20 protein-coding genes are annotated in these 23,944 nt (G+C 62.0%); 6 read left to right on the forward strand and 14 right to left on the reverse strand.

Features of this window, described 5'->3' with window-relative positions:
• The first annotated feature begins 145 nt into the window (after positions 1 to 145).
• The 4 genes from Tal182_RS27270 (at position 146) to Tal182_RS27285 (ending at position 4,715) form a co-directional block, all read left to right on the forward strand.
• Positions 146 to 856 carry a GntR family transcriptional regulator gene (locus Tal182_RS27270; RefSeq protein ID WP_064808822.1) on the forward strand — a complete coding sequence of 237 codons (711 nt, stop codon included), beginning with the start codon at positions 146 to 148 and terminating at the stop codon, positions 854 to 856.
• Between the two features lie 52 nt (positions 857 to 908).
• Entirely contained in the window at positions 909 to 2,075 is a 1,167-nt protein-coding gene (locus tag Tal182_RS27275) for a mandelate racemase/muconate lactonizing enzyme family protein (protein WP_064808205.1), read from the forward strand.
• A gap of 61 nt (positions 2,076 to 2,136) precedes the next feature.
• A complete protein-coding gene (locus Tal182_RS27280; RefSeq protein WP_085861492.1) occupies positions 2,137 to 3,498 on the forward strand; it encodes a mandelate racemase/muconate lactonizing enzyme family protein in 1,362 nt (453 codons plus the stop codon).
• Between the two features lie 17 nt (positions 3,499 to 3,515).
• Entirely contained in the window at positions 3,516 to 4,715 is a 1,200-nt protein-coding gene (locus Tal182_RS27285; protein ID WP_085861493.1) for a mandelate racemase/muconate lactonizing enzyme family protein, read from the forward strand.
• Positions 4,716 to 4,777: 62 nt separating this feature from the next.
• Here the strand turns inward: Tal182_RS27285 and Tal182_RS27290 are convergent, their stop codons facing one another.
• Positions 4,778 to 5,077, reverse strand: a complete 300-nt coding sequence (locus Tal182_RS27290; protein WP_064808211.1) for a hypothetical protein — start codon at positions 5,075 to 5,077, stop codon at positions 4,778 to 4,780.
• Positions 5,078 to 5,308: 231 nt separating this feature from the next.
• Between Tal182_RS27290 and Tal182_RS27295 the strand changes: the two genes are divergently transcribed.
• Positions 5,309 to 7,426, forward strand: coding sequence for a carboxy terminal-processing peptidase (locus Tal182_RS27295; protein ID WP_085861494.1), 2,118 nt, complete (start codon positions 5,309 to 5,311; stop codon positions 7,424 to 7,426).
• A gap of 194 nt (positions 7,427 to 7,620) precedes the next feature.
• Here the strand turns inward: Tal182_RS27295 and Tal182_RS27300 are convergent, their stop codons facing one another.
• The 7 genes from Tal182_RS27300 to Tal182_RS27330 all read right to left on the reverse strand — a co-directional run bounded on the left by Tal182_RS27300 (position 7,621) and on the right by Tal182_RS27330 (position 14,192).
• Positions 7,621 to 7,974, reverse strand: a complete 354-nt coding sequence (locus Tal182_RS27300) for a cupin domain-containing protein (protein ID WP_011427966.1) — start codon at positions 7,972 to 7,974, stop codon at positions 7,621 to 7,623.
• On the reverse strand, positions 7,967 to 8,635 hold the full coding sequence (locus Tal182_RS27305; protein WP_085861495.1) for a cysteine hydrolase: 669 nt from the start codon (positions 8,633 to 8,635) through the stop codon (positions 7,967 to 7,969). The genes Tal182_RS27300 and Tal182_RS27305 overlap by 8 nt, the downstream gene beginning before the upstream one ends.
• Positions 8,635 to 10,185 (reverse strand): ABC transporter ATP-binding protein, encoded by a 1,551-nt coding sequence (locus Tal182_RS27310; protein WP_085861496.1) that lies wholly within the window; start codon positions 10,183 to 10,185, stop codon positions 8,635 to 8,637. The genes Tal182_RS27305 and Tal182_RS27310 overlap by 1 nt, the downstream gene beginning before the upstream one ends.
• Positions 10,182 to 10,883: an isochorismatase family cysteine hydrolase gene (locus Tal182_RS27315; RefSeq protein ID WP_085861497.1), complete on the reverse strand. Its 702-nt coding sequence runs from the start codon at positions 10,881 to 10,883 to the stop codon at positions 10,182 to 10,184. The genes Tal182_RS27310 and Tal182_RS27315 overlap by 4 nt, the downstream gene beginning before the upstream one ends.
• 104 nt (positions 10,884 to 10,987) lie before the next feature.
• Positions 10,988 to 11,914, reverse strand: coding sequence for an ABC transporter permease (locus Tal182_RS27320; protein ID WP_085861498.1), 927 nt, complete (start codon positions 11,912 to 11,914; stop codon positions 10,988 to 10,990).
• Positions 11,914 to 13,044, reverse strand: coding sequence for an ABC transporter permease (locus Tal182_RS27325; protein ID WP_085861499.1), 1,131 nt, complete (start codon positions 13,042 to 13,044; stop codon positions 11,914 to 11,916). Before Tal182_RS27325 ends, Tal182_RS27320 begins: the two co-directional genes overlap by 1 nt.
• A 20-nt stretch (positions 13,045 to 13,064) precedes the next feature.
• Positions 13,065 to 14,192: a BMP family ABC transporter substrate-binding protein gene (locus tag Tal182_RS27330; protein WP_085861500.1), complete on the reverse strand. Its 1,128-nt coding sequence runs from the start codon at positions 14,190 to 14,192 to the stop codon at positions 13,065 to 13,067.
• 333 nt (positions 14,193 to 14,525) lie between these two features.
• Here Tal182_RS27330 and Tal182_RS27335 point away from each other — a divergent pair, with 333 nt between their 5' ends.
• Positions 14,526 to 15,218, forward strand: a complete 693-nt coding sequence (locus Tal182_RS27335; RefSeq protein ID WP_085861501.1) for a GntR family transcriptional regulator — start codon at positions 14,526 to 14,528, stop codon at positions 15,216 to 15,218.
• 248 nt (positions 15,219 to 15,466) lie between these two features.
• Here the strand turns inward: Tal182_RS27335 and atzF are convergent, their stop codons facing one another.
• The 6 genes from atzF to Tal182_RS27365 are packed head-to-tail and all read right to left on the reverse strand — an operon-like array spanning position 15,467 to position 23,942.
• Positions 15,467 to 17,278, reverse strand: a complete 1,812-nt coding sequence (atzF, locus tag Tal182_RS27340) for an allophanate hydrolase (protein WP_085861502.1) — start codon at positions 17,276 to 17,278, stop codon at positions 15,467 to 15,469.
• Between the two features lie 3 nt (positions 17,279 to 17,281).
• Complete coding sequence (gene uca / locus Tal182_RS27345; protein WP_085861503.1) at positions 17,282 to 20,821, reverse strand: urea carboxylase; 3,540 nt, start codon at positions 20,819 to 20,821, stop codon at positions 17,282 to 17,284.
• Between the two features lie 2 nt (positions 20,822 to 20,823).
• Positions 20,824 to 21,474 (reverse strand): urea amidolyase associated protein UAAP2, encoded by a 651-nt coding sequence (locus Tal182_RS27350; protein WP_011427976.1) that lies wholly within the window; start codon positions 21,472 to 21,474, stop codon positions 20,824 to 20,826.
• Between the two features lie 10 nt (positions 21,475 to 21,484).
• Positions 21,485 to 22,306, reverse strand: a complete 822-nt coding sequence (locus Tal182_RS27355; protein WP_085861504.1) for an urea amidolyase associated protein UAAP1 — start codon at positions 22,304 to 22,306, stop codon at positions 21,485 to 21,487.
• Positions 22,303 to 23,127, reverse strand: a complete 825-nt coding sequence (locus tag Tal182_RS27360) for an ABC transporter ATP-binding protein (protein WP_011427978.1) — start codon at positions 23,125 to 23,127, stop codon at positions 22,303 to 22,305. Before Tal182_RS27360 ends, Tal182_RS27355 begins: the two co-directional genes overlap by 4 nt.
• Positions 23,124 to 23,942: an ABC transporter permease subunit gene (locus tag Tal182_RS27365; RefSeq protein ID WP_085861505.1), complete on the reverse strand. Its 819-nt coding sequence runs from the start codon at positions 23,940 to 23,942 to the stop codon at positions 23,124 to 23,126. Before Tal182_RS27365 ends, Tal182_RS27360 begins: the two co-directional genes overlap by 4 nt.
• Positions 23,943 to 23,944 lie beyond the last annotated feature (2 nt).

Here is a 23,944-nt window from a genome sequence, read left to right on the forward strand (position 1 = left end):
GTGGGATTCTCCCACTTAATGTATCCCTTCGACCTTATCATACGTTTTCATGTCAAGGATTGTCTGTCAACCAAAGAAAATCGTACATTGTTTTGGAAAGTTTTGCATGATATCTCGTGAATATGTGTATGGATTGGGGACGGTCTTGACCGAAACAAGCGAATTTAAAGCGCAGCCGCCCGAGGGGATCGACGCTACAGGGGCGTCGAGCGAGGGTGCGTCTGTTTACCAACTGATCAGGGACGACATCATCGAAGGGCGGCTCGCGGCCAACGAGCGGCTCGTCATCACCGATCTCGCCCGGCGCCACGGCACCTCGACCAACCCGGTGCGGGAGGCTTTGCAACTGTTGCGCGGGGAGGGCTTTGTCACCTTCGTTCCCAATCGCGGAGCGCGCGTCCGGCCCATCGATCAGGATTTTGTTCGGGATATCTACGAGATAGGCGTTTTGATCGAGCCGTCCCTGACGCGCTGGTTCGTGAATATGGCGACGGTGGAGGACATTGCTGAACTCGAACGCATCCAAAGCCTCATTGAAGAGAACAACTTTGCCGACACGCTAAGGCATAGCGAACTGGACACCGCCTTTCATACCGTCATGTACCGGAAGCACTACAACCGCCATGCCGCCGAGCTTTGGTGGAAGCATCGCGAAGTGCTTCGAGCCGTGAGCCGCCGCTTCGATTTTACGCTTGCCCGGCGTGCGGCGATCCTGAGTGAACACCGCGAGCTCATCGCGCATGTCAAAGCCGGAAGCGCTAACGAGGCAGCCGAACTTATTGCGCGCCATGTCGAAGGCTCAGGGCGGCACATCCTCGAACACATGCGTGCGCGCAACGCCGCTCGCGCAGGATGAACGTTTGGCATGATTATCGTTACCCGGAACACCTGAGGTAAAGGCAGTTGAGATGAAAATCACCAACGTCCGGCCGTGGCTCATCAGCTCGGATGCTTCTTATTGGGGAGAGTTTCTGTTTGTCGAAGTGACGACCGACGGGGGGGTGAGCGGCTGGGGAGAGATCACCACCACGACAAGGCTCGCCAATCGCGCCCTCTGCACGATCTTGCGGCAGATCGGCGCCGCGTTGATGGGCGAAGACCCGGCGCGCATCGAGTATCTTTGGCACAAGATATTCCGCAGCTTCACCTACATGGGCAGTCGCGGCGCCGCCGTCGAATGCGTGAGCGCCATCGACATAGCCCTTTGGGACATCCGAGGCAAAGTGCTTGGCAAGCCGATATACGAGCTATTGGGCGGACCGGTGCGCGATCAAATTGCGCTCTACACCCATCCAAACCAAGCCAAGTTTACCAGCAAAGAAGCGGTGGTCAGGGAAATTCGAGACATCGTCGAGTCCGGCCACACGGCGCTCAAGTTCGATCCCTTCCCCTACCAGGGCAGCACTGCCGATGGACGGCCTCGCGAACAGCGGGACGGCTACCTCGATGGCAGCATGACCCGCAAGGATGAACGCGAAGCCGCAGAACTCACCGCTCTGATCCGCGAAACGGCGGGCTCAGATGTCGACATCCTCATCGATGCGCATGGCCGCTTCGACGTTCCCACCGCCATTCGCCTTTGTCGGAGCCTCGAAGAAGCTGGCCAAATCGACTGGTTCGAGGAGCCCTGCCCACCGGAGAGCCTGAATGCTCTCAGACAGGTCCGCGAGAAGATCAGCGCCCCTATCTCGTGGGGCGAGCGCGGCCACACGAAGTGGGATTTCGTGCCGGTGCTCGAAAACAGGCTCGCCGACTACATCATGCCCGATGTCACCTGGACTGGCGGCATTACCGAACTCAAGAAGATTTCCGCCCTGTGCGAAGCCTACTACATCCCGGTCTCGCCGCATGACGCCGCAGGACCGATCAACGTAGTTGCCGGAGCGCAGGTGATGATGACCGTTCCGAATTTCTACAAGCTTGAAACGTCAGAGTGGAATCTGGGCAAATACGATCACCTCATCGACAGGCCGCTCGATGTTTCGGACGGCAGCCTAAAGCTTACACCGAAGCCCGGTCTCGGCGTTGAGATGAACCGCGACTACCTTGAAGGCCACGAGATTGAGCTGGCCTAGCAATGCTCTACGCCGCCGTCGTGTGCGGCAACGATCCCGCCGACCGAAACGAGGATAAATCATGCCAGAGGCATATGGAGCCGACGAGGCGCTCAATCGGGTCAACACGCATTCCAAGCCTTCCGAGCTTCGCATAACCGACATGCGGGTAGCCGAAATTGTCGACGCGCCGTTCACCTCGGTGCTGCTGAAGATTTACACCAACCAGGGCATTGTCGGGCTTGGCGAGGTCCGTGACGGCGCCAGCGCCACCTACGCGCTGATGCTGAAGAGCCGGTTGCTGGGTGAGAACCCTTGCAACATCGATCGACTGTTTCGCCGGATCAAGCAGTTCGGCGGGCACGGCCGGCAAGGCGGCGGCGTATCGGCGGTTGAAATCGCATTGTGGGATCTTGCCGGCAAGGCCTATGGCGTCCCTATCTACCAGATGCTCGGCGGCCGCTTTCGGGAGAAAGTGCGCGTTTACTGCGATACTGACGCCACCGTGCCGAGCGGCACCGAGACCGGCAAACGCCTCAAGCAGCGCATGGAGCTCGGCTTCACGTTCCTCAAGATGGACCTGGGACTGATGCAGATCGCCGATGTGCCCGGTGCGGTCGTGTTTCCCGCCGGCTCACTGGAAGGATACCGCGACCGTCCCAGTCGCGGGCCGCTGAAGACCATTGAAGAGCGGCTTGTCCGCAACGCAGCCTACGATCTGCATAACGTCCAGCATCCGTTTACCGGCCTCCACTTTTCCGACAAGGGCCTCGACCTGCTCGAGCAATACATCGCCGAGGTTCGTGAGGTGATCGGCATGCAGGTTCCGCTTGCGATCGACCATATCGGCCATATCTCCATGCAGAACGGCATTCGCCTTGCCAGGCGAATTGAGAAATACGTGCCGGCCTGGCTCGAGGATGTCATCCCGTGGCAATATACCGAGCAGTATCGACAACTGCAGGATTCCACCACGGTGCCGATCTGCACCGGCGAGGACATATACCTCAAGGAGGGTTTCGAGCCTCTGCTCAAGAGCGGCGGCGTCTCCGTCATCCATCCGGACCTGCTCACCAGTGGGGGCATCCTCGAGACCAAGAAGATCGGGGATATGGCGCAGGACCATGGTGTTCCCATGGCCATACACATGGCAGAAAGTCCGATCGCCGCAATAGCCGCCGCACACGTCGCGACGGCGACCGAAAACTTCATGGCGCTCGAATACCACTCCGCCGATGTGGACTGGTGGGACGATATTGTCACCGGCCTTCCCAAGCCGTTGGTGAAGGACGGCTTCATCACTGTTCCGGACAAGCCGGGCCTGGGGATCGACGATGTGGTCGACGAGGTGATCTCGCAGCATCTGCAGCCGGGCGTCGCCGGCATTTGGCAGCCTACGGATCACTGGGACGATGAATATTCCTGGGATCGCACTTGGAGCTGAGACGAAAAGGGCCGAAGATGAAGATCACCGACCTGCGCTGTGCCGTTATCGGCAAACACCCGATCGTCCGCATCGTCACGGACGAGGGCCTCTATGGCCTGGGCGAAGTCGAATTCACCAAGGCCTATCTCAAGCCCTGGGTGCTGCATTTCCGCGAGGCGCTGATCGGCGAGGACCCGACCGACGTCGAGAGAGTGATGCTGAAGATCCGCCAGCGCGGCTCTTTCAAGCCATACGGCGCGGCGGTGAGCGCGATCGAGCATGCGCTGTGGGATATTGCCGGCAAGGCCGCAGGTCTGCCGGCCTATAAGCTGCTCGGCGGCAAGGTGCGCGACAAGGTGCGGGTCTACAACGGCTCGGTCCGCCAGAAACGCACCGGCGACCGGCCGGAGGATTACGCCGCTGACGTCAAATGGATAATGGGGCAGCCGCAGAACTTCTTCATGATCAAGCAAGGAATCTCGTTCCACTCCAACATGAAGGACACCATCGAGGGCTTTCACTACGGGGTGACGCAGAAGAAGGCCGGCTATCACGGCGCCATGGATCAGGGCGTGATCAGCGAGCGGGGTTTCAATCACATGCTCGACTGCGTGATCGCGATGAAGGAAGTGCTGGGCGACAAGGTCAGCCTGGCGCTCGACTGCGGCCCGGGCTGGATGCTGCCGGATGCGATCAAGTTCGCTCGCGCGGTCGAGAAGTACAATTTGATGTGGCTCGAGGACATGCTGACCGGCGACTACGTGCCGTGGGTCAATCCGCAGGCCTACCGGGAACTGACAACCTCCACTTCGACACCGATCCACACTGGTGAGCAGATCTACCTCCGGCATAATTTCAAGGACCTGATCGAGACGCAGGCAGTCCGCGTTATCGGCCCCGATCCAGCCGATATTGGCGGCATCGCCGAGCTCAAATGGGTCGCCGAGCATGCCTACATGCACTCGATCCTGATGGCACCGCATGGCACTGCCAACGGGCTGCTCGGTCTCGGCGCGCTGATCAATGTCTGCGCCACGTTGCCGGCAAATTACGTCGCCTTCGAATATCCGACTGCTTCGGACCCCTGGTGGGAGGATCTGGTAATCGGCTTGCCGCCTGAGATCGTGAAGGACAGCATGGTGGATCTACTGGAAGCGCCGGGGCTGGGCCTCGACATCGACGCTGAAGCGGCCGGGAGATACCTCAGGGAAGAGGATGCGGGCTTTTTCGACTGAACCTTGCTCCACCTGCCGTGCCTATCTTGTCGGGCGCCAGGAAACAGGGCTTGCGCCGGTCCTTAAATGCCCGACCCATCCAGCTGCTCGTCGTCTTCGCCTTGCCAGGGCGAGGGCATCGAGGTGCGATTGGCCGAGGGCATCGGCATCCAGCACTTTAACTCCGGCTCGGCATATTCGATGATGTGCCCGGGCGAGGAATCCGAGGCGCGCCAGCCTTCGCCGCCGAACTGATCGCCATGCGACCAATAGGCTAGGTCGACTTCCGCCGGCCCCTGTTCGGACGCCCGGATCGTCACCAGGATGCGGCTGCCGTCTCTCGGTGCGCTTGCCATCTGGCGCCAGCGGTCTTGCTCGTCCATCATGTTCCTCCTGCCTTGCTGCAGATCAACTGTCGCCTCGCCACCCGAAACGGTCAACTCAAACTTTCCGAGCGCACGGGGGTGCGGTCTTGCGCGCCGTCGCAATATTCATTGCCGAATGGTTTTTTCCTGGCTTCGCCGGCCAACAATTCTCCCCTGCTTGCCAAAAAACCACAATTGCCTCACTTAGTTCACATCCACCCTCGGCATTAAGAATTGGATCAAGACTGAATGCGCATAGCCTATGTTTTTCTCGGTGCATTTCTTGCACTCGCCCCGTCCGCCTATGCCGAGGTCGCAGCGCCACCGGTCTTGAAGCCGTTGACGCGGCAGGCGCAGGCGGCTGAGCTCAGCGCGCAATTTCTCTCGCGATACAGCTACAAGCCGGTTCCGCTCGACGATGCCCTGTCGGGCAGGGTGATGGATCAGTTCGTCAAGTCGCTTGATCCCGACCGCATGCTCTTCCTGCAGGCCGACATCGACAAGTTCATGGCCGACCGCAGCGAGATCGACGATGCCATCGAGCGGCAGGACCTGAAGATCCCGTTTGCGATCTTCAACGCCTATCAACAGCGCGTCGTCGACCGCATGACCTATGCGCGCAGCCTGCTCAAGCAGGGCTTCGATTTCAGCGGCAAGGAAGATTATGCGGTGCTGCGCGACAAGGCGCCCTGGCCGCAGTCGGAAGCCGAAAGCAACGATCTCTGGCGCAAGCGCGTCAAGAACGACTGGCTGCGGCTGAAGCTCGGCGGCAAAGACGACGCGGCGATCCGCGAAACGCTCGATAAACGCTATGAAAACACGCTCGAGCGCGCTTACAAGTTCAAGAGCGACGACGTCTTCCAGTCGTTCATGGATGCCTATTCGAACTCGATCGACCCGCATACCGATTATTTCGGCGCGGCGGCTTCCGCCGACTTCAATGTCTCGATGAAGCTGTCGCTGTTCGGCATCGGCGCGGTGCTGCAGGAGCGCGACGATTACACGACGATCCGCGAACTCGTGCCCGGCGGACCGGCGCAGCTCTCCGGCAAGCTCGCCGTCGGCGACCGCATCACCGGCGTCGGCCAGGGCAAGGACGGGCCGATCAAGGAGGTGGTGGGCACGCGCCTTGATGAAGTCGTGCAGATGATCCGCGGCAAGAAAGGTTCGGTGGTGCGGCTCGACATCCTGCCGGCCGATGCCGGCGCAGACGGCGTGCACCGTGTCGTCAACCTGGTGCGCGACAAGATCAGCCTCGACAAGCAGGCCGCCAGGAAAACCGTGCTGTCGGTGAAGGCGGGCGAGGCCACGCGCAAGATCGGCATCATCACCCTGCCGGTCTTTTATGAGGATTTCGAAGCCAAGAACAAGGGCGACAAAGACTACAAGAGCGCCAGCCGCGATGTCGCCAAGCTTCTCGCCGAACTGAACGAGGAAAAGGTCGATGGCGTTCTCATCGATCTGCGCAACAATGGCGGCGGTTCGCTGGATGAGGCGATCGATCTCACCGGCCTCTTCATCGGCAAGGGCCCGGTCGTTCAGCAGCGCGCCGGCAACGGCAAGATCGAGGTCAAGAGCGCCGACCTGACAACGCCGGCCTGGACAGGTCCCTTGGGGGTTCTGATCAACCGCGGCTCGGCCTCGGCTTCGGAGATCTTTGCCGCGGCGATCCAGGATTACGGCCGCGGGGTGATCATCGGCGAGCCCAGTTTCGGCAAGGGCACGGTTCAGACGGTCGTCGATCTCGACCAGGTGGTTCACAACAGCAAACCCGAATTCGGCGAGCTGAAGGTGACGATCGCCCAGTTTTTCCGGATCAACGGCGGCACGACGCAGCTGCGCGGCGTCACCCCCGATGTCAGCCTGCCCGCATTGTCCGATCCCGCGAGCTTCGGCGAGACCAGTTATGACAATGCCCTGCCGTGGGCGGAGATCAAGCCGGCGAAATACGCGCCGGAAGGCGATGTTACGGCGTTGCTGCCGGCTTTGCAGAGCCGCCACGATGCGCGGATCAAGAGCGATCAGGACTTCCAGCGTCTGTTGCAGGACATCGCCGATCTGAAGGCGCAGCGCGAGAAGGGCGTCGTTTCCCTGAACGAAGCCGAACGCCGCAAGGAAGCGGCGGCCCGGGAAGCTCGGTTCAAGGCTCGCGCCGAAGCCGGCGATGGCGAAGATCTTGCCGGCGACGATGGCCTGCAGGCGGACGAGCGCAGCCTGAGCGCCGATATCGCCATGGAAAATGCCCGCAAAAAGGCCAAGGACGTCCTGCTCGACGAGGCCGCCGCCATTGTCGGGGACGAGGCGGATTTGCAGGGCGGCGCTGTAGAGGCAGCCACGAAGCAGCCGGGAAAGGCGGAGCAGAAATAGGCGTAACCCGGCGCCGATAAACCTTACTGTCTCGCTTGGAACGCTTTAACCCGTTGATAATGCGAGATGTCCGTGAGGACAGTTCGAATCTGCTCAACTGCAATCCAGTCTTGGGGGTGAATTGGAGCGGAAGCTTTATTAACCCCATCGATCTGCTCATCCCAGCCGCCTGCATCGCGGTGGTATCGTTTGCTTCATGCTGTTTTCTCTTCCAGTATGCTGACGGGTCGATCCCACTGGATGAGCACGACACAGCCGGTGTCGCTCCAGACCGAGTGCTCGGTACCGGCTGCGTTGACGATGTAGCTGCCGCGGCCGTAATTGCCGGCTTCATCCGATTGCACTCCGTCGAGCACGAGAATGGTTTCCAGCCCCTCATGCCGATGGCGGGGAACGCCAGCCCCGGCCTCGTATTTCAGGAGCGCCACGCCGGGCTGGTCGCCCTCGAAGGGCCGGATCCAGTGGATCGTCACCTGATCGCGGAAGGGGGCGAAGTGCAGATCCCTCCAGCCGCCTGATGTGAGCAATTCGCGGGTGGTTTCAGGCATGGGCGATGCTTTCCAATATGTCGTTGACATGAGCCGTCCAGCCGACGATTGCGCCCTGGGCGCGGATCATGGCGATGGCTGCGGCCTTGAACTCCGGAAAATAGCTTTCCGTGGCCTCCTCGGCGAGAAGGCATTCATAGCCGCGGTCGTTGGCCTCACGCATGGTGGTCTGCACGCAGACTTCGGTCGTCACGCCTGCGAAAACCAGCTGTTTGATACCCTTCTGCTGCAGCACTCCGTCGAGCTCGGTCGCATAAAAGGCGCCCTTGCCCGGTTTTTCGATGACGACCTCGCCTTTGACCGGAGCAAGCTCCGGCAGAATTGCGGTGCCGGGCTCGCCAGAGATCAGGATGCGGCCCATGGGGCCTACATCGCCGATCCTGAGTGTAGGATTGCCGCGGTCGCGTTTCGCCGGCGGCAGATCCGAAAGATCGGGCCGATGGCATTCCATTGTGTGAATGACCGGCAGCCCGGCATAACGAAAGCCCTGGATCAGTCGTTTGACATCGGGCACGATCCTGGTGATGCGGCTGACATCATTGCCGAGGCTGGCGCCGAAGCCGCCCGGCTCGGCGAAATCACGCTGCATGTCGATGACGATCAGCGCGAGCTGGTCGTGCTTCACCGGGAAGGCGAAGGGTTCTGCCTTGATCTCCGCCATCAGTGATGCCCCGCCATATGGGCACCGATCACGCCGATGTCGGCTGAGCGCGCCGGCGTTTCGTAGACCAGCCTACCTTCGGAAATCACCATGATCCGATCGGACATCTCGAGCAGCTCGTCGAGGTCCTCGGAGAGCAGCAACACGGCAGCGCCAGCGTTGCGCGCTTTCATGATGCGGGCGCGGATTTCGGCGACGGCCGAGAAATCGAGGCCGAAGCACGGGTTCGAGACGATCAGCAGATCCACCTTGCCGGTCAGTTCGCGGGCAAGCACGGCGCGCTGCACATTGCCGCCGGAAAGTGCCGCGATCGGCGAGGCAGACGAGGCCGTCTTCACCTTGAAGTCGGAAATCAGCGCCGCGGCGCGCTTCCTCATCCTGCCCTTGTTCAGCCAGAGCGCGTCCTTGCCGTCTACCTTGAGGTCAAACGTTCGAAAGGCGAGATTTTCGCTGACCGTCATGCGCGGCGCACAGGCATTCTGTAGCGGCTCCTCGGGAATAAAACGGACATTGTTCTTGCGCGTCTCCGGCCGTGTCGCGCGATAGGCGTCGCCGTTGACGATAACGCGGCCGGTTTCCGTCGGGCGCTGGCCGGCGAGGATTTCGGTCAATTCCTTCTGGCCATTGCCTGATATTCCGGCGATGCCGACGATCTCGCCGGCGTGAACCATGAGCTCGTCGATTTCGATGGTCTTGAGACCCGTGCGGTCAGGCGCCTTGACCTGCTCGACCTTGAGGACCGGCTTGACGCTCTGCGGGGTGGGAACGCGGCTGTCGAGTTCGGCGAGCTTGACGTCGCCGATCATCATCGTCGCCATCTCGGCCGTGGAGACTTCCCCGACTTTTCCAGAGCCGACAAGCTTGCCGCGCCGCAGGATCGAGACGGCATTGGCAAACTTCGTCACCTCATGGAACTTGTGGGAGATCATCAGCACGGTCAGTTCGCCGCGCTCCGTCATCCCGCGCACGAGGCCGAGCATCTCGTCGGCTTCTGCGGGCGTCAGCACCGAGGTCGGCTCGTCGAGGACCAGAAAGGAGCGGCCGAGATAGAGCTGCTTGACGATCTCGAGCTTCTGTTTCTCGCCGGCGGCCAGTTCGCTCACCGGGCGATCCAGCGGGATCTGGAAGGGCATGCGCTCCATGAAGGCGGCGAGATCCTTCCGCTCCTTCGCCCAGTTGATGACAGCAGGCACTTCGGCGCGGCTGATGACGAGGTTTTCGGCACCCGTCAGCGACGGGACCAGCGTGAAGTGCTGATAGACCATGCCGAGGCCATAGGCCGCCGCGTCCCTAGGCGATGCGATTGCCACTTCGCGACCATCGACGGAGAGCGAGCCCGCTGTCGCGTGATAGAAACCCATGATGCATTTGACGAGCGTCGACTTGCCCGCGCCGTTCTCGCCGAGCAGCGCATGGAAACTACCGGCCGGCACCTTGATCGAGACGTGGTCAAGCGCGGTGAAGCTGCCGAAGCGCATCGTCATGTCCATTGTATCGATGCCGACGGCCTTGCCGGCCTGCGGGAGCGGCGTGTCTCGGATCGTGCTCATGGCAGCTGGCTCACGAGCGTTGCGGAACTGGAGACGGAGCCGAAGACGCCGCCCTGCATCTTCACCATCTTGATGGCAGCGAGGTGGTTGCCGTAATCGGTCGCGCCGCAGCAGTCTTCCAGCAGCAGGCATTCGAAGCCGCGGTCGTTCGCCTCGCGCATCGTGGTGGAAACGCAGACGTCGGTGGTGATCCCGGTCAGGATGATGTTCTCGATGCGCTTCTGGTTGAGGATCAGCTCCAGGTCGGTGGCGCAAAACGAGCCCTTGCCGGGCTTGTCGATGATCGTCTCGCCTTCGATCGGGTAGAGTTCAGGAATGATGTCCCAGCCGGGTTCGCCGCGTGTGAGGATGCGTCCGCACGGGCCAGGATCGCCGATGCCCGCGCCAATGCGCTGTGAACGCCAGCGCTTGTTGGCCGGCAGGTCGGCGAGATCGGGGCGATGACCCTCGCGGGTGTGGATGATGTGATAGCCCTTGGCGCGCATGGCGGCGAGCACGCGCTTGATCGGTTCGATCGGCGCCTGAACCAGCGACAGGTCGTACCCCATGTGGTCGACATAACCGCCCTTGCCGCAGAAATCGGTCTGCATGTCGATGATGATGAGGGCCGTATTGTCCGGGCGCAGGGCGCCGTTATATGGCCAGGGATAGGGATCGGCGTCGATATAATGTCCTTTGGTCTCGACCGTGGCGTCCATCGTCTTCTTCTCCTATTCACCCGCAAGTTTGAATGTTTTGCTGCCGCGGTTCGACCGTTTCGATCCGTTCAATGCGCCGCGGTTGGACATCAGCTGCTCCCGCCTCACTTCGTCAGCGAGAGCGCCCCCGGCGCACCGGCAAGCGAACGTGTCGGTGAGGAGGTCGCGATCATGATGACGAGGGTGAGCACGTAGGGCGCGGCATAGAAGAGATAATAGCCCTGGGTCACGCCGATCGATTGCAGCGCCGGCCCCAGCGCACCGGCGCCGCCGAATAGCAGCGCGGCGAGGAAGCAGCCGATCGGGTTCCAGCGGGCGAAGATGACGAGCGCGACGGCCATCAGGCCTTGGCCTGAAGAAATGCCCTCGTTCCACGATCCGGGATAATAGAGCGACAGGTAGGCGCCGCCGATCGCCGCCAGCGACCCGCCGACGGCGGTGGCCAGCAGGCGCACCCGATCGGGATTGATGCCCATGGCGCGCGCCGCATCCGTGCTGTCACCGACGACGCGCAGGATGAGGCCCAGCCGCGTATTCCGGAAGGCCCACCAGAGGGTGAAGGCCAGCAAGGCCCCAATGATGAAGAGAACATTGATGTTCAGCGCTGCCTGGATCTGCGGCAGGCTCGACCAGAAGCCGAAGGGAATCGACGGCAGATGCGGCGCTGCAGGCTGAATGAAGGACTTGCCGAGGAAGAAGGCGAGGCCCAGGCCGAACTGCATCATGGCGATGCCGATCGCGATGTCGTTCACCTTCGGCCATTTGCAGATCCAGCCGTGAACGAGACCGAAGATGGCGCCGGTCGCCATGGCGGCGAGCACGCCGAGCCAGGGCGAGTTGGTCATGACGGCCACGGCGTAGGCCGTCATCGCACCGAAGACGAGCGTCCCTTCCAGGCCGAGATTGATGCGGCCGGAGCGCTCGGTGATCGTCTCGCCGAGGCTGACGAAGATGAAGGGGGTGGAAACGCGGATGGCGCCCGCCAGGATCGCGAGCGGCACGCCCCAGATGCCGATGCCCGTCTCTTCCATCAGAGGCTCCTTTTCCAGAGGTCGGGATTGAAGATCTTGAAGCGCCCGTAGAAGGTCTCGCAGAAGAGGATGATGATGAAGAGCGTACCCTGCAGCACCAGCACCGTGGCATCGGGCAGGCCCATGCGGCGCTGGATGAGGCCGCCGGAAGCATCTATGCCCCCGAGCAGGATCGCGACCGGGATGATCGCCAGCGGATTATGGCGGGCGAGGAAGGCGACGAGGATGCCGGTATAGCCATAACCCGCGGCGAGCGAGGCATTGGCGCTCCCCTGGACGGCGACGACCTCGATCATGCCGGCAAGACCTGCGAAACTGCCGGCGATCGCGGTGAAGCCGGCGATCAGCCTGCCGACCGGCAGACCTTGGATTTGGGCGGCCCGCACGTTACCGCCGGCGATGCGGGCGGCGAAACCGAAGCTCGTCACCTCGATCAGGATCCAGGAGAGGATGCAGGCGAGGATGCCGATCACGAGGCCCCAATGCACATCCATGCCGGGAATGTTGCCGAGCATGTATTCGGGCGGCAGCGGCTTGGTCGAGGGCTTGTTGAGACTGGCCGGATCGCGTAGCGGCCCCTCGACGAACTGGTTCATCAGGGCAATGGCGATATAGGAGAGCAGCAGCGAAGAAATGGTCTCGTTGACGCCGCGGTAATGGCGCAGGAACCCTGCAAAGCCGATCCAGATGCCACCGACGACCATGGCGGCAATCGCCATCAGAATAAGAGTGGGAAACGCGGGGGCCGCGCCGCCAAGCGGCATGGCCATGGCTGCGGCGGCAACGCCGCCCAGCACGACCGCTCCTTCCCCGCCGATGATGACGAGACCGAGGCGGGCGGGCAGGGCGACGCAGAGTGCCGTCAGGAGAAGGGGTGCGGCACGGCTTAAGCTGTTCTGCACCGAAAACCAGCTGCCGAAGCCGCCGGTATACATGAGCTGGAAGAGCATGGCCGGCGATTTGCCGATCGCCAGGATGAAGAGGGAGAAGAGCCCGAGCCCGATCAGGATGGCCGCAAGGCCGATGGCCACAGGTTCCGCCCTGCGCGCGATCCATTCGAGCAGGGGACGCAGCGCGGTGGGATCGTCGGAAGCGACTGATATCGCGGGATCATTGGCCTGAACGGTCATGCGCTTCTCCCTCACGCGGTTTACACCGTGGACCCGACGACACCCTCGACCAGATAGTTCATGCTTTCGAGCTCGATCGCGTCTTCCGCGTAGCTCTTGTCGGCCGTGACGATGGTGTTGCCCTTGTTGTCCTTCAGCGGCCCCTTGAAGACCGAGAAGCCGCCCTTCATCATGTCGGCATGCGTCGCCTCGAATGCCTTGCGGCCCGCCTCGGAAACGCCGGGGCCGAGCGCGCTCATCTTGACGAAACCGTCCTTCAGGCCGCCACGCACGAAATTGCCGAGCTTTTCGCCGGCCTGCGCCTTCTTGACGAAGTCGCCATAGACATTGCCCCAGGCCCATTCAGCGCCTGTGAGGTATTTCTCAGGCGCAAGCGGGCTCTGGTTGGCGTGGTAGCCGCAGACGAAGGCGCCGCGGCCGGCGGCGGTTTCCACGACCACCTTTGGACTGTCGACATGGCAGGTGATGACGTCCGCGCCCTGATCGACCAGCGCGTTGGTGGCTTCTGCCTCCTTGACCGCAAGCGACCATTCGCCGGTGAAAATCACCTGGCAGGTAATGGTCGGATCGACTGCGCGTGCGCCGAGCAGGAAGGCATTGATGTTCTGCAGCACCTGTGGGATCGGCTTGGCCGCGACGAAGCCGATCTTCTTGCTCTTCGTCGCATGGCCGGCAGCGATGCCATTCAGGTACTGCCCCTGGAAAATATAACCGAAATAGGAGCCGGTATTGGCGGGGTGCTTGCCCTCCTGCCATAACCCGCCGCAATGGCGGAACTGGATATCGGGATATTTGGCGGCCATGGCCAGCATATGCGGATCGAAATAGCCGAAGGAGGTCGGGAAGAGCAGGGTGGCGCCGTCGAGATTGATCATCGATTCCATCGTCTTCTGAACGTCCACCGTCTCGGGCACGTTCTCTTCCTCGACGACGGTGACGCCGGGCACCGCCTTGACGGCGGCAGCACCCTCGGCATGCGCCTGGTTGTAGCCATAGTCATCCTTGGGACCGACATAGACGAAGCCGACGGTCAGGGGCGTCTGCGCGAGCGCGCGCGAGGAGAGGAGACCGGGCGCCGCGCCGACGAGAGTGGCGGCGGCGGAAGCCCGAAGAAAATGGCGTCGTTTCATGGAAAGGAGTCTGGTCATCGGAATGCTCCCCTGACGGCGGTTGCCGTTTTCGATTGGTTACAGAAAAGTGTATGCAATGGTCGTGCCAGAATTTATTACATTGATTCTACGATGGAAATTGTCTTTCCTCGCCCGATGTCCGAAAAGTGCATGCAATTTCATCTTGAAATAAGATTAAAAAATATGCATAGCCTATAAAATTGTCTTACATCTGCGTCGTTGGGTTTGAGGTGCAGGTTAAGCCGATAGTGAAGGATGCATTTTTGCTAGATACATCAATAATATATACTGAGATTTGACTTTGCCCGCTTGGGCGGGCATGTGTATGCAACCTCAATGTAGAATCATTCCTTGAAGCAAATCAGGCGCAGAGAAATCATCAGGGCAGGGACGACCGTCGAGCAGATGGTGCGGGCGATCGCGGACATGATCGTGACCGGACAGATGCTGCCGGGCGAGAAGCTTGATGAGGTCTCGCTGGCTGCTCGTTTCGAAGTGTCGCGCACACCGGTGCGCGAGGCGCTCCGTGAACTCGGGGCGATGGGGCTTGTCGACCGGGAGCCGAACCGCAGCGCCGTCGTCACCACCGTGACCGAAACCTATCTGCATTCGATGTTCGAGGCGATGGCGGAACTCGAAGCGATCTGCGCCAGGCTCTCGGCCGAGCGTATGACGGTCGACGAGCGGCGCACGCTGGAGTTGGAGCATAAGGCCTCGATGAGGCTCGTGCATGCCGGCGCGGAAGAGGAGTATTCGGCGCATAACACGGAATTCCACACCCGCCTTTATCGCGGGGCGCATAATGATCACATCTTTGAGATGGTGACGCAGACACGGGCACGGCTCGCCCCATTTCGGCGGGCGCAGTTTCGGCTGCCCGGTCGCTTGGCAAGGTCCTACGAGGAACACGGTCGGATCGTGATGGCAGTCATGCGAGCGGATGGCATCGCTGCCGCACAGGCAGCTTATTCCCACGTGGTGATGGTCAGCGATGCGAGCGCGGTGTTTGCAAAAACCGGAGAGCCGAGCGCGCGAGGCACCTGAAATCTTGCAGGTCATCTGCGACAAGGCGACAGCCATGGCGGCCGCAACTGCAGCGGCTGCCCTTTGTCCATAACGCAGCGAATTTCTTGTTCGCGATCGTCCTCAGGCGTCGAAGCAAAAATATGGCAAATGCGATATCGTCTCGGCCCCACCTCGTCATGAAATCCTGCGGTGGCCGAACCGCCTTGAAGCACTTCGTGCCTCAAGGCCCGCAAGTATCGCCAGGAGGATTTTTTTGAGACGATGCTTCATGCTTTTTTCATTTGATCTGAGACGTAGGCGCGCCAGCCCCCCAATTCCGTGATTTCGCGCGCGCCTTCGATGGCATGAGCCTCGCAAAGAAAACCGGAAATTTGGGAACCGTCATCGAGCGTTACCTTGCCGATGCCGAGTGGAGCCGGGATGTTCTGGACAAAGCGCCCGAAAGCCTCCGGAGTGACGTTCCACACCTCGACTTCGAGACCCTTGCCGTCAAAACCCGGTTCACGGATCAGGCCTGGCTTCGGCGGGACGGTGCCCGGCAGCACGAAGAGGCGGTAATCCGGTGCAGTACGGCAGGATTTGATGCGCCTGCCGCCCGGTCGCGTCAGTTCGTGGTTGAGAGGCATGCCGGTCAGATGCGCCCCGACGACGACGATCGGCACCAAGCCGTCATCGGCGGGCGGCACGCGGCTCGCCTCGGGGATTGCCGACAGACGGTCCTTGCCCATGCCGGCGTTCGCCGTCCGGTGCATGGCGTCGGCGAAGCGGGCAAGGGCGTCATCGGTAAAGGCGGGGCCGATCAGGGTCACGCCGGCCGGGAGATGACCATCGGCGTCGAAGCCGGCTGGAACGGCGATCGCCGCGCAATCGAGCAGATTGACGAAGTTGGTGTACCGGCCGAAATGGCCGTTTTTCACAATCGGATCCGCCAACATTTCTTCGACCGTATAGGTGGTCGGAGAGGTCGGCAGCATCAGGAGATCAGCCTTTTCCCATTCCTTCCCGGTCTTCTGGCGCAGCGCTTCGAGCTTGTATCTGCCTTCGAAGGCGGCGACTGCGTCATAGGCTTTCGCGCCCTCGATGATGGTGCGAACCGTCGGCTCGAAGTCGGTGGCATTGGTGGCAAGAAAATTCTTCACTGCCGCCAGCCGTTCGGCGACCCAGGGGCCATTGTAGAGCAGTTCTGCCGCCTGCCGGAACGGCGCGTAGTCGAAGGCAACGATGGTGGCGCCGAGGTCGCGCGCTCTTTCGATTGCGGCGTCATAGAGAGCCTCGACCTGCCTGTTGCCGAAGAATTCCCGCTCGGCCCCATCGAGCACGCCGATCCGCAAACCGGAGGCGGGCAGGCTGAATGGCACGGCCTTGCGCGAGAACGGATCGGCGGCATCGTAGCCCTCCATCACCTTGCGGATCGTGACGCCGTCGCCGACCGTTGCAGCAAAGACGGTGACGACATCGACGCTGCGGCAGGCCGGCACGACGCCGACATTCGGCACCAGTCCCGGCGTCGGTTTGATGCCGACGAGATTGTTGAAGGCCGCCGGCACGCGACCGGAGCCGGCTGTGTCGGTGCCGAGCGCGAAGCTCGCCAGGCCTGAGGCAACGGTAACTGCCGAGCCGGAGCTCGAGCCGCCCGACACATAGTCCCTGTCGAAGACCGAGCGCGGCGCTCCATAGGGCGAACGTGTGCCGTTGAGGCCGGTGGCGAATTGGTCGAGATTGGTCTTGCCGATGACGATCGCGCCCGCAGCCCGCAGCCTCGCAACGACGGTTGCGTCCTTCTCCGGCCGGTAGGAAAAGGCAGGGCAGGCAGCTGTCGTCGGCAGTCCCGCCACGTCGATATTGTCTTTGACCGCGAAGGGAATGCCCCAAAGCGGCAGGCTGTTGGGATCAGGCGCCCGTTCCATCAGAGCCCGTGCCTCGCCCCGCAAGGCTTCATCAGGTGCCGGCGTGATGAAGATAGCGGGATCCGTCGCGTCATTGCGACGGGCAATGACGATCTCGATGATATCGAGCGGGGTTTTGCCTGCCTCATAGGCTGCGCGAAGGCTGGTCAGATCAAGAATGGTCGGCAGCATGGGTCAGCACTCCTCCAGAACAACAATGATATCGCCCGCTTTGACGTTTCGTCCGGGCCCGGCGCGGAGGTCGCGGACACGGCCCGGCGCATGTGCGGTGACGTTGATTTCCATTTTCATGGATTCGATGATGGCAAGCGTGTCGCCAGCCGCAACCGGTGCGCCCGGCTCGACCAGCAGTTTCCAGATATTGCCGGGCACGGCGCTGGCAACACCGAAGCAGCCTTGGGGAATGTCCCCATCCGGGCTTTCGCCGGTGCCTTCGTCGGTAACGAAGCTGTCGAGGCCCGCCTCCTTCCAGCGCTGGCGTTCGGCGTCGAAGGCGGCCTGCTGGCGTGCCTTGAAGGTCGCGATCGAGGCGGCATTCGCCTGCAATTGCTGCTCATAGGCGGCGTAGGAAAATTCGGTCTCCTCGATCTTGACGGGATAACCGCCATGCGGAAAGGCGCTGCGGGCTTCCGCCAATTCCTGATGGCTGATCGGGAAGAAGCGGATCTGATCGAAAAAGTCGAGCAGCCACGGCTTGCCCTTGGCAAAGACCGGCGTCTGCCGCCAGGTATTCCAGACTTGGATGGTGCGCCCGAAGAGCTGGTAGCCGCCGGGTCCTTCCATGCCGTAGATGCACATATAGGCCCCGCCGATGCCGACGGCATTTTCAGGCGTCCAGGTGCGGGCGGGATTGTACTTCGTCGTTACCAGCCGATGGCGCGGATCGACCGGGGTCGCCACCGGTGCGCCGAGATAGACGTCGCCGAGGCCGAGCACGAGGTAGCTCGCATCGAAGACGACGTCGCGCACGGCCTGTTCGTCTGCCAGCCCGTTGATGCGGCGGATGAACTCGATGTTATCAGGGCACCAGGGCGCATTCGGCCGCACGAGTTCCTGATATTTGCGCTTGGCAAGTTCCGCGTCCGGGTCGTTCCAGGAAAGCGGCAGATGCACGATGCGGCTCGGCACGGTGACGTCCTGGGCCGCCGGCAGGCTCGCTTCGATTTCGGACAGCAGCCCGAGCAGGCGTTTGCGGGTCACCGTCGTGCCGTCATAATGGATCTGCAGCGAGCGGATGCCGGGCGTGAGATCGATGATACCGGGCAGACGGGCCTGCGAGACGGCTTGCATCAGCAGGTGCACTCTCAGCCGCAGGGCGATATCGAGCGTCATCGGTCCGTATTCGACCAGCAGATTGTCATCGCCCTGACGGCGATAGACAACGGAGACAGGCCCGACGTCACTTTTTGCGATAACCGGCGAGCCGGTCTCTTCCTTCGCCCGATGCACGGCCGGGCCGGCAATCGGATCATCCGATCGCGCGACGGGATGAAAGCGGATGCGATCACCCGGCTTGAACTGGCCCATCTTCCATTGTTCGTCACGCGCGATCACCGCCGGGCAGACGAAGCCGCCGAGACTCGGGCCGTCAGGCCCGAGAATGATCGGCATGTCGCCGGTGAAATCGATCGCGCCGATCGCATAGGCATTGTCATGCAGGTTGGAGGGATGGAGGCCCGCCTCCCCGCCATCGCTACGCGCCCATTTCGGCGCGGGACCGATCAGCCGCACGCCGGTGCGGGCGCTGTTGAAATGCACCTCGTAGCTCGCCGAAAACAACGTCTCGATATCGCCGTCCTGAAAGAAATCAGGCGCGCCATGCGGACCGTAGACGACACCGACATCCCATTCGCGCGTCAATTCCAAAGGCTCTGTTGCCGGCTTGGGTGGTTCGGCTGCAGCCTGGCGGGCAAGACGCAGCACATGGCCGGTCTTCAGCGTGCCGGTGGCATTGCCGCCGAACTGACCGAGGCCGAAGGTAGCGCGCGAGCCGAGCACGACGGGGGCGGCAAGGCCCCCTGCTACGGCAAGGTAAGCCCGCTGCCCCGGTCCATCGATGCTGCCGATTGCGAGGATCTGGCCGGCGCGGATGGTCACCGCCTTGCCATGCGGCAGATTCACGCCGTCGATGCTCATCGCCATCCTGGCGCCGGCAAGGGCAACTGTCGTATCGGTATGGAATTTCAGCATCGGGCCGGAGACCGTCAGCTCCAGCGCTGCAACCATGTCGCCATTGCCGACGAGGCGGTTGGCATGGCGGAAGGAGCGCTCGTCCATCGGCCCGCTCGGCGGCACGCCGACATGCCAGAGGCCAAGCCGTCCCGGCAGTTCCTGGATACTCGATTGCGCGCCCGGCGCAATCACTTCGATGACATCAGGCACGAAGGAAAAGTGGCGCAGCGCCGTCGTCGCCACCTTGCCGCTCGCCAGAAGCTCGGAGCTCGCGATGGCCCTGAGATAGTCGAGATTGGTCTCGATGCCTGATATCGATGTTTCGCCAAGTGCCGCCTTCAGTTTTTCGATCGCGGCCGGACGGTCCTCGGCTGACACTATCACTTTGGCGAGCATCGGATCATAGAAGGGCGTGACCTCCGTGCCGGTCTCGATCCAACCGTCGATGCGCGTATCTTGAGTAAAGGACACCTCCGTCAGCAGCCCGGCACTCGGGCGGAAATCGGCATGCGGCATCTCGGCATAGACGCGCACTTCAATCGCCGCTCCCTTCGGCTGCAGGGTCTCGGCGCCCGAGAGCACGTCCTCGCCGGCCGCCTGACGGATCATCCATTCTACGAGGTCAATGCCGAACACAGCTTCGGTGACGGGATGTTCGACCTGCAGGCGGGTGTTGACCTCAAGGAAGTAGAACTCCTCGCGCTGGGGATCGTAGATGAATTCCACGGTGCCGGCGGATTCGTAGGAGACGGCAGCACCAAGATCGATGGCCGACTTATGCAGGCGGGCGCGGGTCGCGGCCGAAAGGCCGGGGGCCGGAGTTTCCTCGACCACCTTCTGGTTTCGCCGCTGCAACGAGCAGTCGCGCTCGCCGAGCGCGATGACCTTGCCTTGGCCATTGCCGAAGATCTGCACTTCGACATGCCGTGCCTCGGCCACAAAACGCTCGATATAGACGCGCGCATCGCCGAAGCTTGCCCGCGCCGTACGCTGCACGCTTTCGAAGGACGCCTTCAGGCTTTCGGCATCGGCACAGAGCTGCATGCCGATGCCGCCGCCGCCGGCCGTGCTTTTCAGCATCACGGGATAGCCGATCTGTTCTACCGCAGCGAGCGCGTCATCAGCCCTTGAAAGCAGGCCGGTGCCAGGCAGCAATGGCACGCCGCTCGCCCTGGCGAGTTCGCGCGCCGTATGTTTCAGCCCGAAGGCAGAGAGGTGCTCGGGCCGTGGCCCGATGAAGGCGATGCCTTCGGCGGCAAGGCGCTCGGCGAAATCCATATTTTCCGACAGGAATCCGTAGCCGGGATGAACGGCCTCGGCCCCCGTCGCCTTGCACGCGGCAATGACGGCGTCGACATTCAAATAGCTTTCGCTGGCAGGCGCCGGCCCGAGACGCACTGCTTCATCCGCCATCATGGCAGGCTTGGCGAAGCGGTCGGCATCGGAATAGACAGCAACAGAAGCAATGCCCATCCGACGCAGCGTCTTGATAACGCGGACGGCGATTTCGCCCCGGTTGGCGATCAGGACTTTCTTGAACATGCTCAGTCCTCGCCATCCCAGATCAGCACCCGGATCGGCGTCGGGTCGAAGCCGTTGCACGGGTTGTTGATCTGCGGGCAGTTGGAGATGACGCAGAGGACGTCCATCTCCGCGACGAGCTCGACATAATCGCCCGGCGCGGAAATGCCGTCGACGATGGTCATCTCGCCGGTCGGCTTGATCGGCACGTTCATGAAGAAGTTGATGTTCGGCACGATGTCACGTTTGCCCATGCCGTGTTTCGAAACTTCGAGGACGAAATTGTCGCGGCAGGCATGCAGGTATTTCGTGCCATGGCCGAAACGCACCGTATTGCTCTCGCAGGAGCAGGCGCCGGCGGACGTATCATGGCGGCCACAGCTGTCAGCCGTCATGGTCAGCATGACATTGCCTTCATTCGACATGATCTTCGTGCCGATGCCGATATAGGCGGCGCCCTGCATGCGCATTGTATCCTGATTGGAATAGCGCTCTGAAAAATCGTCGGCGCGATAGAAGAGCGTGTCGATCGCCTGCTGGCCAAGACTGTCTTCGATGCGGATCGTCTGGCCCTTGCGCACGACGCCGGACCATGGGGCTTCGGCCGGAATGAAATGATCCTGCACAGCGTTTTGAATAGTACGGGCAGGGGAGGTCTGGATGAAATCGGACATCGTCTTCTCCTCAGGCCTGCATCAGAGTGTTGTTTTCGAAACCCCGCACGGCTTCCGCCGTTGCCGTGCGGCAAAGATCATCGGCAGCCGGGACTGCCGCCTTGTAGCGGGTGATGACGACAGCCTTCGGCTGATAGGCGGGATCGGGATCGAGCGGATGCGGGCAGGTGGAAAAGCCGACCAGCATGTCCATCTCAGCGCGCAGCTCGACGTAATCGCCGCTGTTAGAGCGCTTGCCCTGCCAGCCGAAACCTCCGGCCTCGGCCAGGCGGACGGGTGCGAAGAGGTTGAGGATGCCGGGTATATCGCGCCTGTCGAGGCCGAGCTTGACGGCGATGATGATCAGGTTGTCCCGGGTGTTGCGCGTTTTTTCGCCCGGATATTTCGCTGCGTTCGAGGCGGCCGTCGAGCCGCCCATCAGGCAGTCATGGGCGCCGGAACTATCCTCGATGATCGAGAACATGACGCGGCCCATATCCGAGAAGATCACCCGCCCCTTGCCGAGTGCGGTCGTCCACTGGACCTTGGCGGTATCGACGAGATTGATCCGCTCGCTCGTATCCTCGGCATTCCAGGCGACGAGCGCCACGGTGGAATTTCCCTCGCCCTGGTCGATTCGGATCGCCTCGCCGCGCAGAAGTTTCGTCGACCAGTACCAGCCGCCCGGAATGGTCTCCTGATGGATGATCGCGGCGGCAGCGATGGCCGATGCCGGCACTGGGCTTGGGCCGGGCAGGGTCTTAGGCGCAAATTCCAGACCCTTTTTTTGGTGCTCCTCGTAACGCGCGCGATTGGCGGCAATTTCTTCGGGCGATCGTCTCACATGCATCATAGCGTCTCTCCTGATGATGCCAGGTCGTCCCGGCTGTGCCCCAGGGAAGCGACCGGGCCGTCCCGGTCGGGGCTGAAGATCGATGACTGGCCGGCAAGGCGCGGCGGCCAGATAGCAATGTCCTTGGTAATGGTGGCGCCGTAGCGCTCCTTCTCTTCCGGCCGGTCACGGCGGCGTTCGAAGGCGACGACGCGGCTGGCCAACGTGAAAGCTTCACGCATGTCGTGGGTGACCATGACGACGGTCATCTGCGTTTCATGCCAGAGCCGCTTCATCAGCGTGTGGATCTCGGCGCGGATGCCGGGATCGAGCGCGCCGAAGGGTTCATCGAGCAGCAGCACCTTCGGCTTCATGATGAGCGCCTGGGCGAGCGCCAGGCGCTGCTGCATGCCGCCGGAAAGCTGGGCCGGATATTTGTCCTGCGAACCGGCGAGCCCGACCTCGGCGATCAACTGGCGTGCTTCCTCAATGGCGTTGCGGCGTGCGGCACCGAAGAGCTTGGCCTTGTAGCGCGCGCCGGAAAACTCCCTGCCGAGCAGCACGTTGCCGAGCACCGTCAGGTGCGGAAAGACGGAATAGCGCTGGAAGACGACGCCGCGATCCGGTCCCGGCTCCGGCGGCAGCGGCTCGCCGTCGAGCAGGATCTTGCCCTTCGTCGGCTGCTCCTGGCCGAGCAGCATGCGCAGGAAGGTGGTCTTGCCACAGCCGGAAGGGCCGACAAGGGCGACGAAGGCGCGCGAGGCGACGGTCAAGGACACGTCTTCAAGTACAATCTGGTCCCCATATTCCTTCCAGACCTTTTCGATCTTCAACTCGCTCATGCCTGCTTCTCCAGCTCCGACCAGGGGAAGACGGCGATGCGCAGGCGATCGAGCAGGGCGTTCATGACCACGGCAAGCAGGGTGATCCAGACGACATAGGGAAAGATGATATCCATCGAGAGATAGCGGCGGACGAGGAAGATGCGGTAGCCGAGGCCGGAGTCGGAAGAGATTGCCTCGGCCGCGATCAGGAACAGCCAGGCCGGACCGAGCTGCAGTCTGAGGCAGGTGATCAGCCGCGGCAAGATCTGCGGCAGCACGATACGCAGACCGATCTGCCAGGAGGAACCGCCGAGCGTCTCGGCCTTGACGATCTGTTCGCGCGGCAGTTCCAGCGCCTTCAGAGCCAGATCGCGGATCATCGTCGGCGCGACGCCGATGACAATGAGGGCGATCTTCGATGTTTCGCCAAGCCCCATGACGATGAAGAGGATCGGCAGCAGCGCCAGTGGCGGCACCATGGAAATGACGGCGATGAAGGGAGCGAGCAGCGCTCTGAGATAAGGCAGCATGCCGATCAGCATGCCGATGGTGAGCGCTATCGCCGTCGAGATGCCGAGGCCGGAGAGCAGGCGGACCAGGCTCGCGCCGGTGTCCGACCAGAGCAGAAACTCGCCGGTACGCGGGTCGGCGACGAAGGCCAGACGGTTGATCGCATCGGCAAAGCCGGCAAGGCTCGGCAGAAGCTTGTCATTGGCGTTATCAGCCAGCCGCGCGGCCGAACCGAAGGCATAGGCAAAGGCAAGCAGCACGAAGGGCAGCATCGTCAGGGCGAACTGGGCGCCGCGGCTCGGCCTCGTGTTGATCCAACGCATGG

Source organism: Rhizobium sp. TAL182 (genome assembly GCF_002117725.1).
GTDB lineage: Bacteria > Pseudomonadota > Alphaproteobacteria > Rhizobiales > Rhizobiaceae > Rhizobium > Rhizobium esperanzae.

Excerpts from the sequence above, each read along its gene's own strand:
- Tal182_RS27275 (WP_064808205.1), top strand. The coding sequence starts at position 909 with ATGAAAATCACCAACGTCCGGCCGTGGCTCATCAGCTCGGATGCTTCT.
- Tal182_RS27280 (WP_085861492.1), top strand. The coding sequence starts at position 2,137 with ATGCCAGAGGCATATGGAGCCGACGAGGCGCTCAATCGGGTCAACACG.
- Tal182_RS27285 (WP_085861493.1), top strand. The coding sequence starts at position 3,516 with ATGAAGATCACCGACCTGCGCTGTGCCGTTATCGGCAAACACCCGATC.
- Tal182_RS27290 (WP_064808211.1), bottom strand. The coding sequence starts at position 5,077 with ATGGACGAGCAAGACCGCTGGCGCCAGATGGCAAGCGCACCGAGAGAC.
- Tal182_RS27295 (WP_085861494.1), top strand. The coding sequence starts at position 5,309 with ATGCGCATAGCCTATGTTTTTCTCGGTGCATTTCTTGCACTCGCCCCG.
- Tal182_RS27300 (WP_011427966.1), bottom strand. The coding sequence starts at position 7,974 with ATGCCTGAAACCACCCGCGAATTGCTCACATCAGGCGGCTGGAGGGAT.
- Tal182_RS27305 (WP_085861495.1), bottom strand. The coding sequence starts at position 8,635 with ATGGCGGAGATCAAGGCAGAACCCTTCGCCTTCCCGGTGAAGCACGAC.
- Tal182_RS27310 (WP_085861496.1), bottom strand. The coding sequence starts at position 10,185 with ATGAGCACGATCCGAGACACGCCGCTCCCGCAGGCCGGCAAGGCCGTC.
- Tal182_RS27315 (WP_085861497.1), bottom strand. The coding sequence starts at position 10,883 with ATGGACGCCACGGTCGAGACCAAAGGACATTATATCGACGCCGATCCC.
- Tal182_RS27320 (WP_085861498.1), bottom strand. The coding sequence starts at position 11,914 with ATGGAAGAGACGGGCATCGGCATCTGGGGCGTGCCGCTCGCGATCCTG.
- Tal182_RS27325 (WP_085861499.1), bottom strand. The coding sequence starts at position 13,044 with ATGACCGTTCAGGCCAATGATCCCGCGATATCAGTCGCTTCCGACGAT.
- Tal182_RS27330 (WP_085861500.1), bottom strand. The coding sequence starts at position 14,192 with ATGACCAGACTCCTTTCCATGAAACGACGCCATTTTCTTCGGGCTTCC.
- atzF (WP_085861502.1), bottom strand. The coding sequence starts at position 17,278 with ATGCTGCCGACCATTCTTGATCTGACCAGCCTTCGCGCAGCCTATGAG.
- uca (WP_085861503.1), bottom strand. The coding sequence starts at position 20,821 with ATGTTCAAGAAAGTCCTGATCGCCAACCGGGGCGAAATCGCCGTCCGC.
- Tal182_RS27350 (WP_011427976.1), bottom strand. The coding sequence starts at position 21,474 with ATGTCCGATTTCATCCAGACCTCCCCTGCCCGTACTATTCAAAACGCT.
- Tal182_RS27355 (WP_085861504.1), bottom strand. The coding sequence starts at position 22,306 with ATGATGCATGTGAGACGATCGCCCGAAGAAATTGCCGCCAATCGCGCG.
- Tal182_RS27360 (WP_011427978.1), bottom strand. The coding sequence starts at position 23,127 with ATGAGCGAGTTGAAGATCGAAAAGGTCTGGAAGGAATATGGGGACCAG.
- Tal182_RS27365 (WP_085861505.1), bottom strand. The coding sequence starts at position 23,942 with ATGCGTTGGATCAACACGAGGCCGAGCCGCGGCGCCCAGTTCGCCCTG.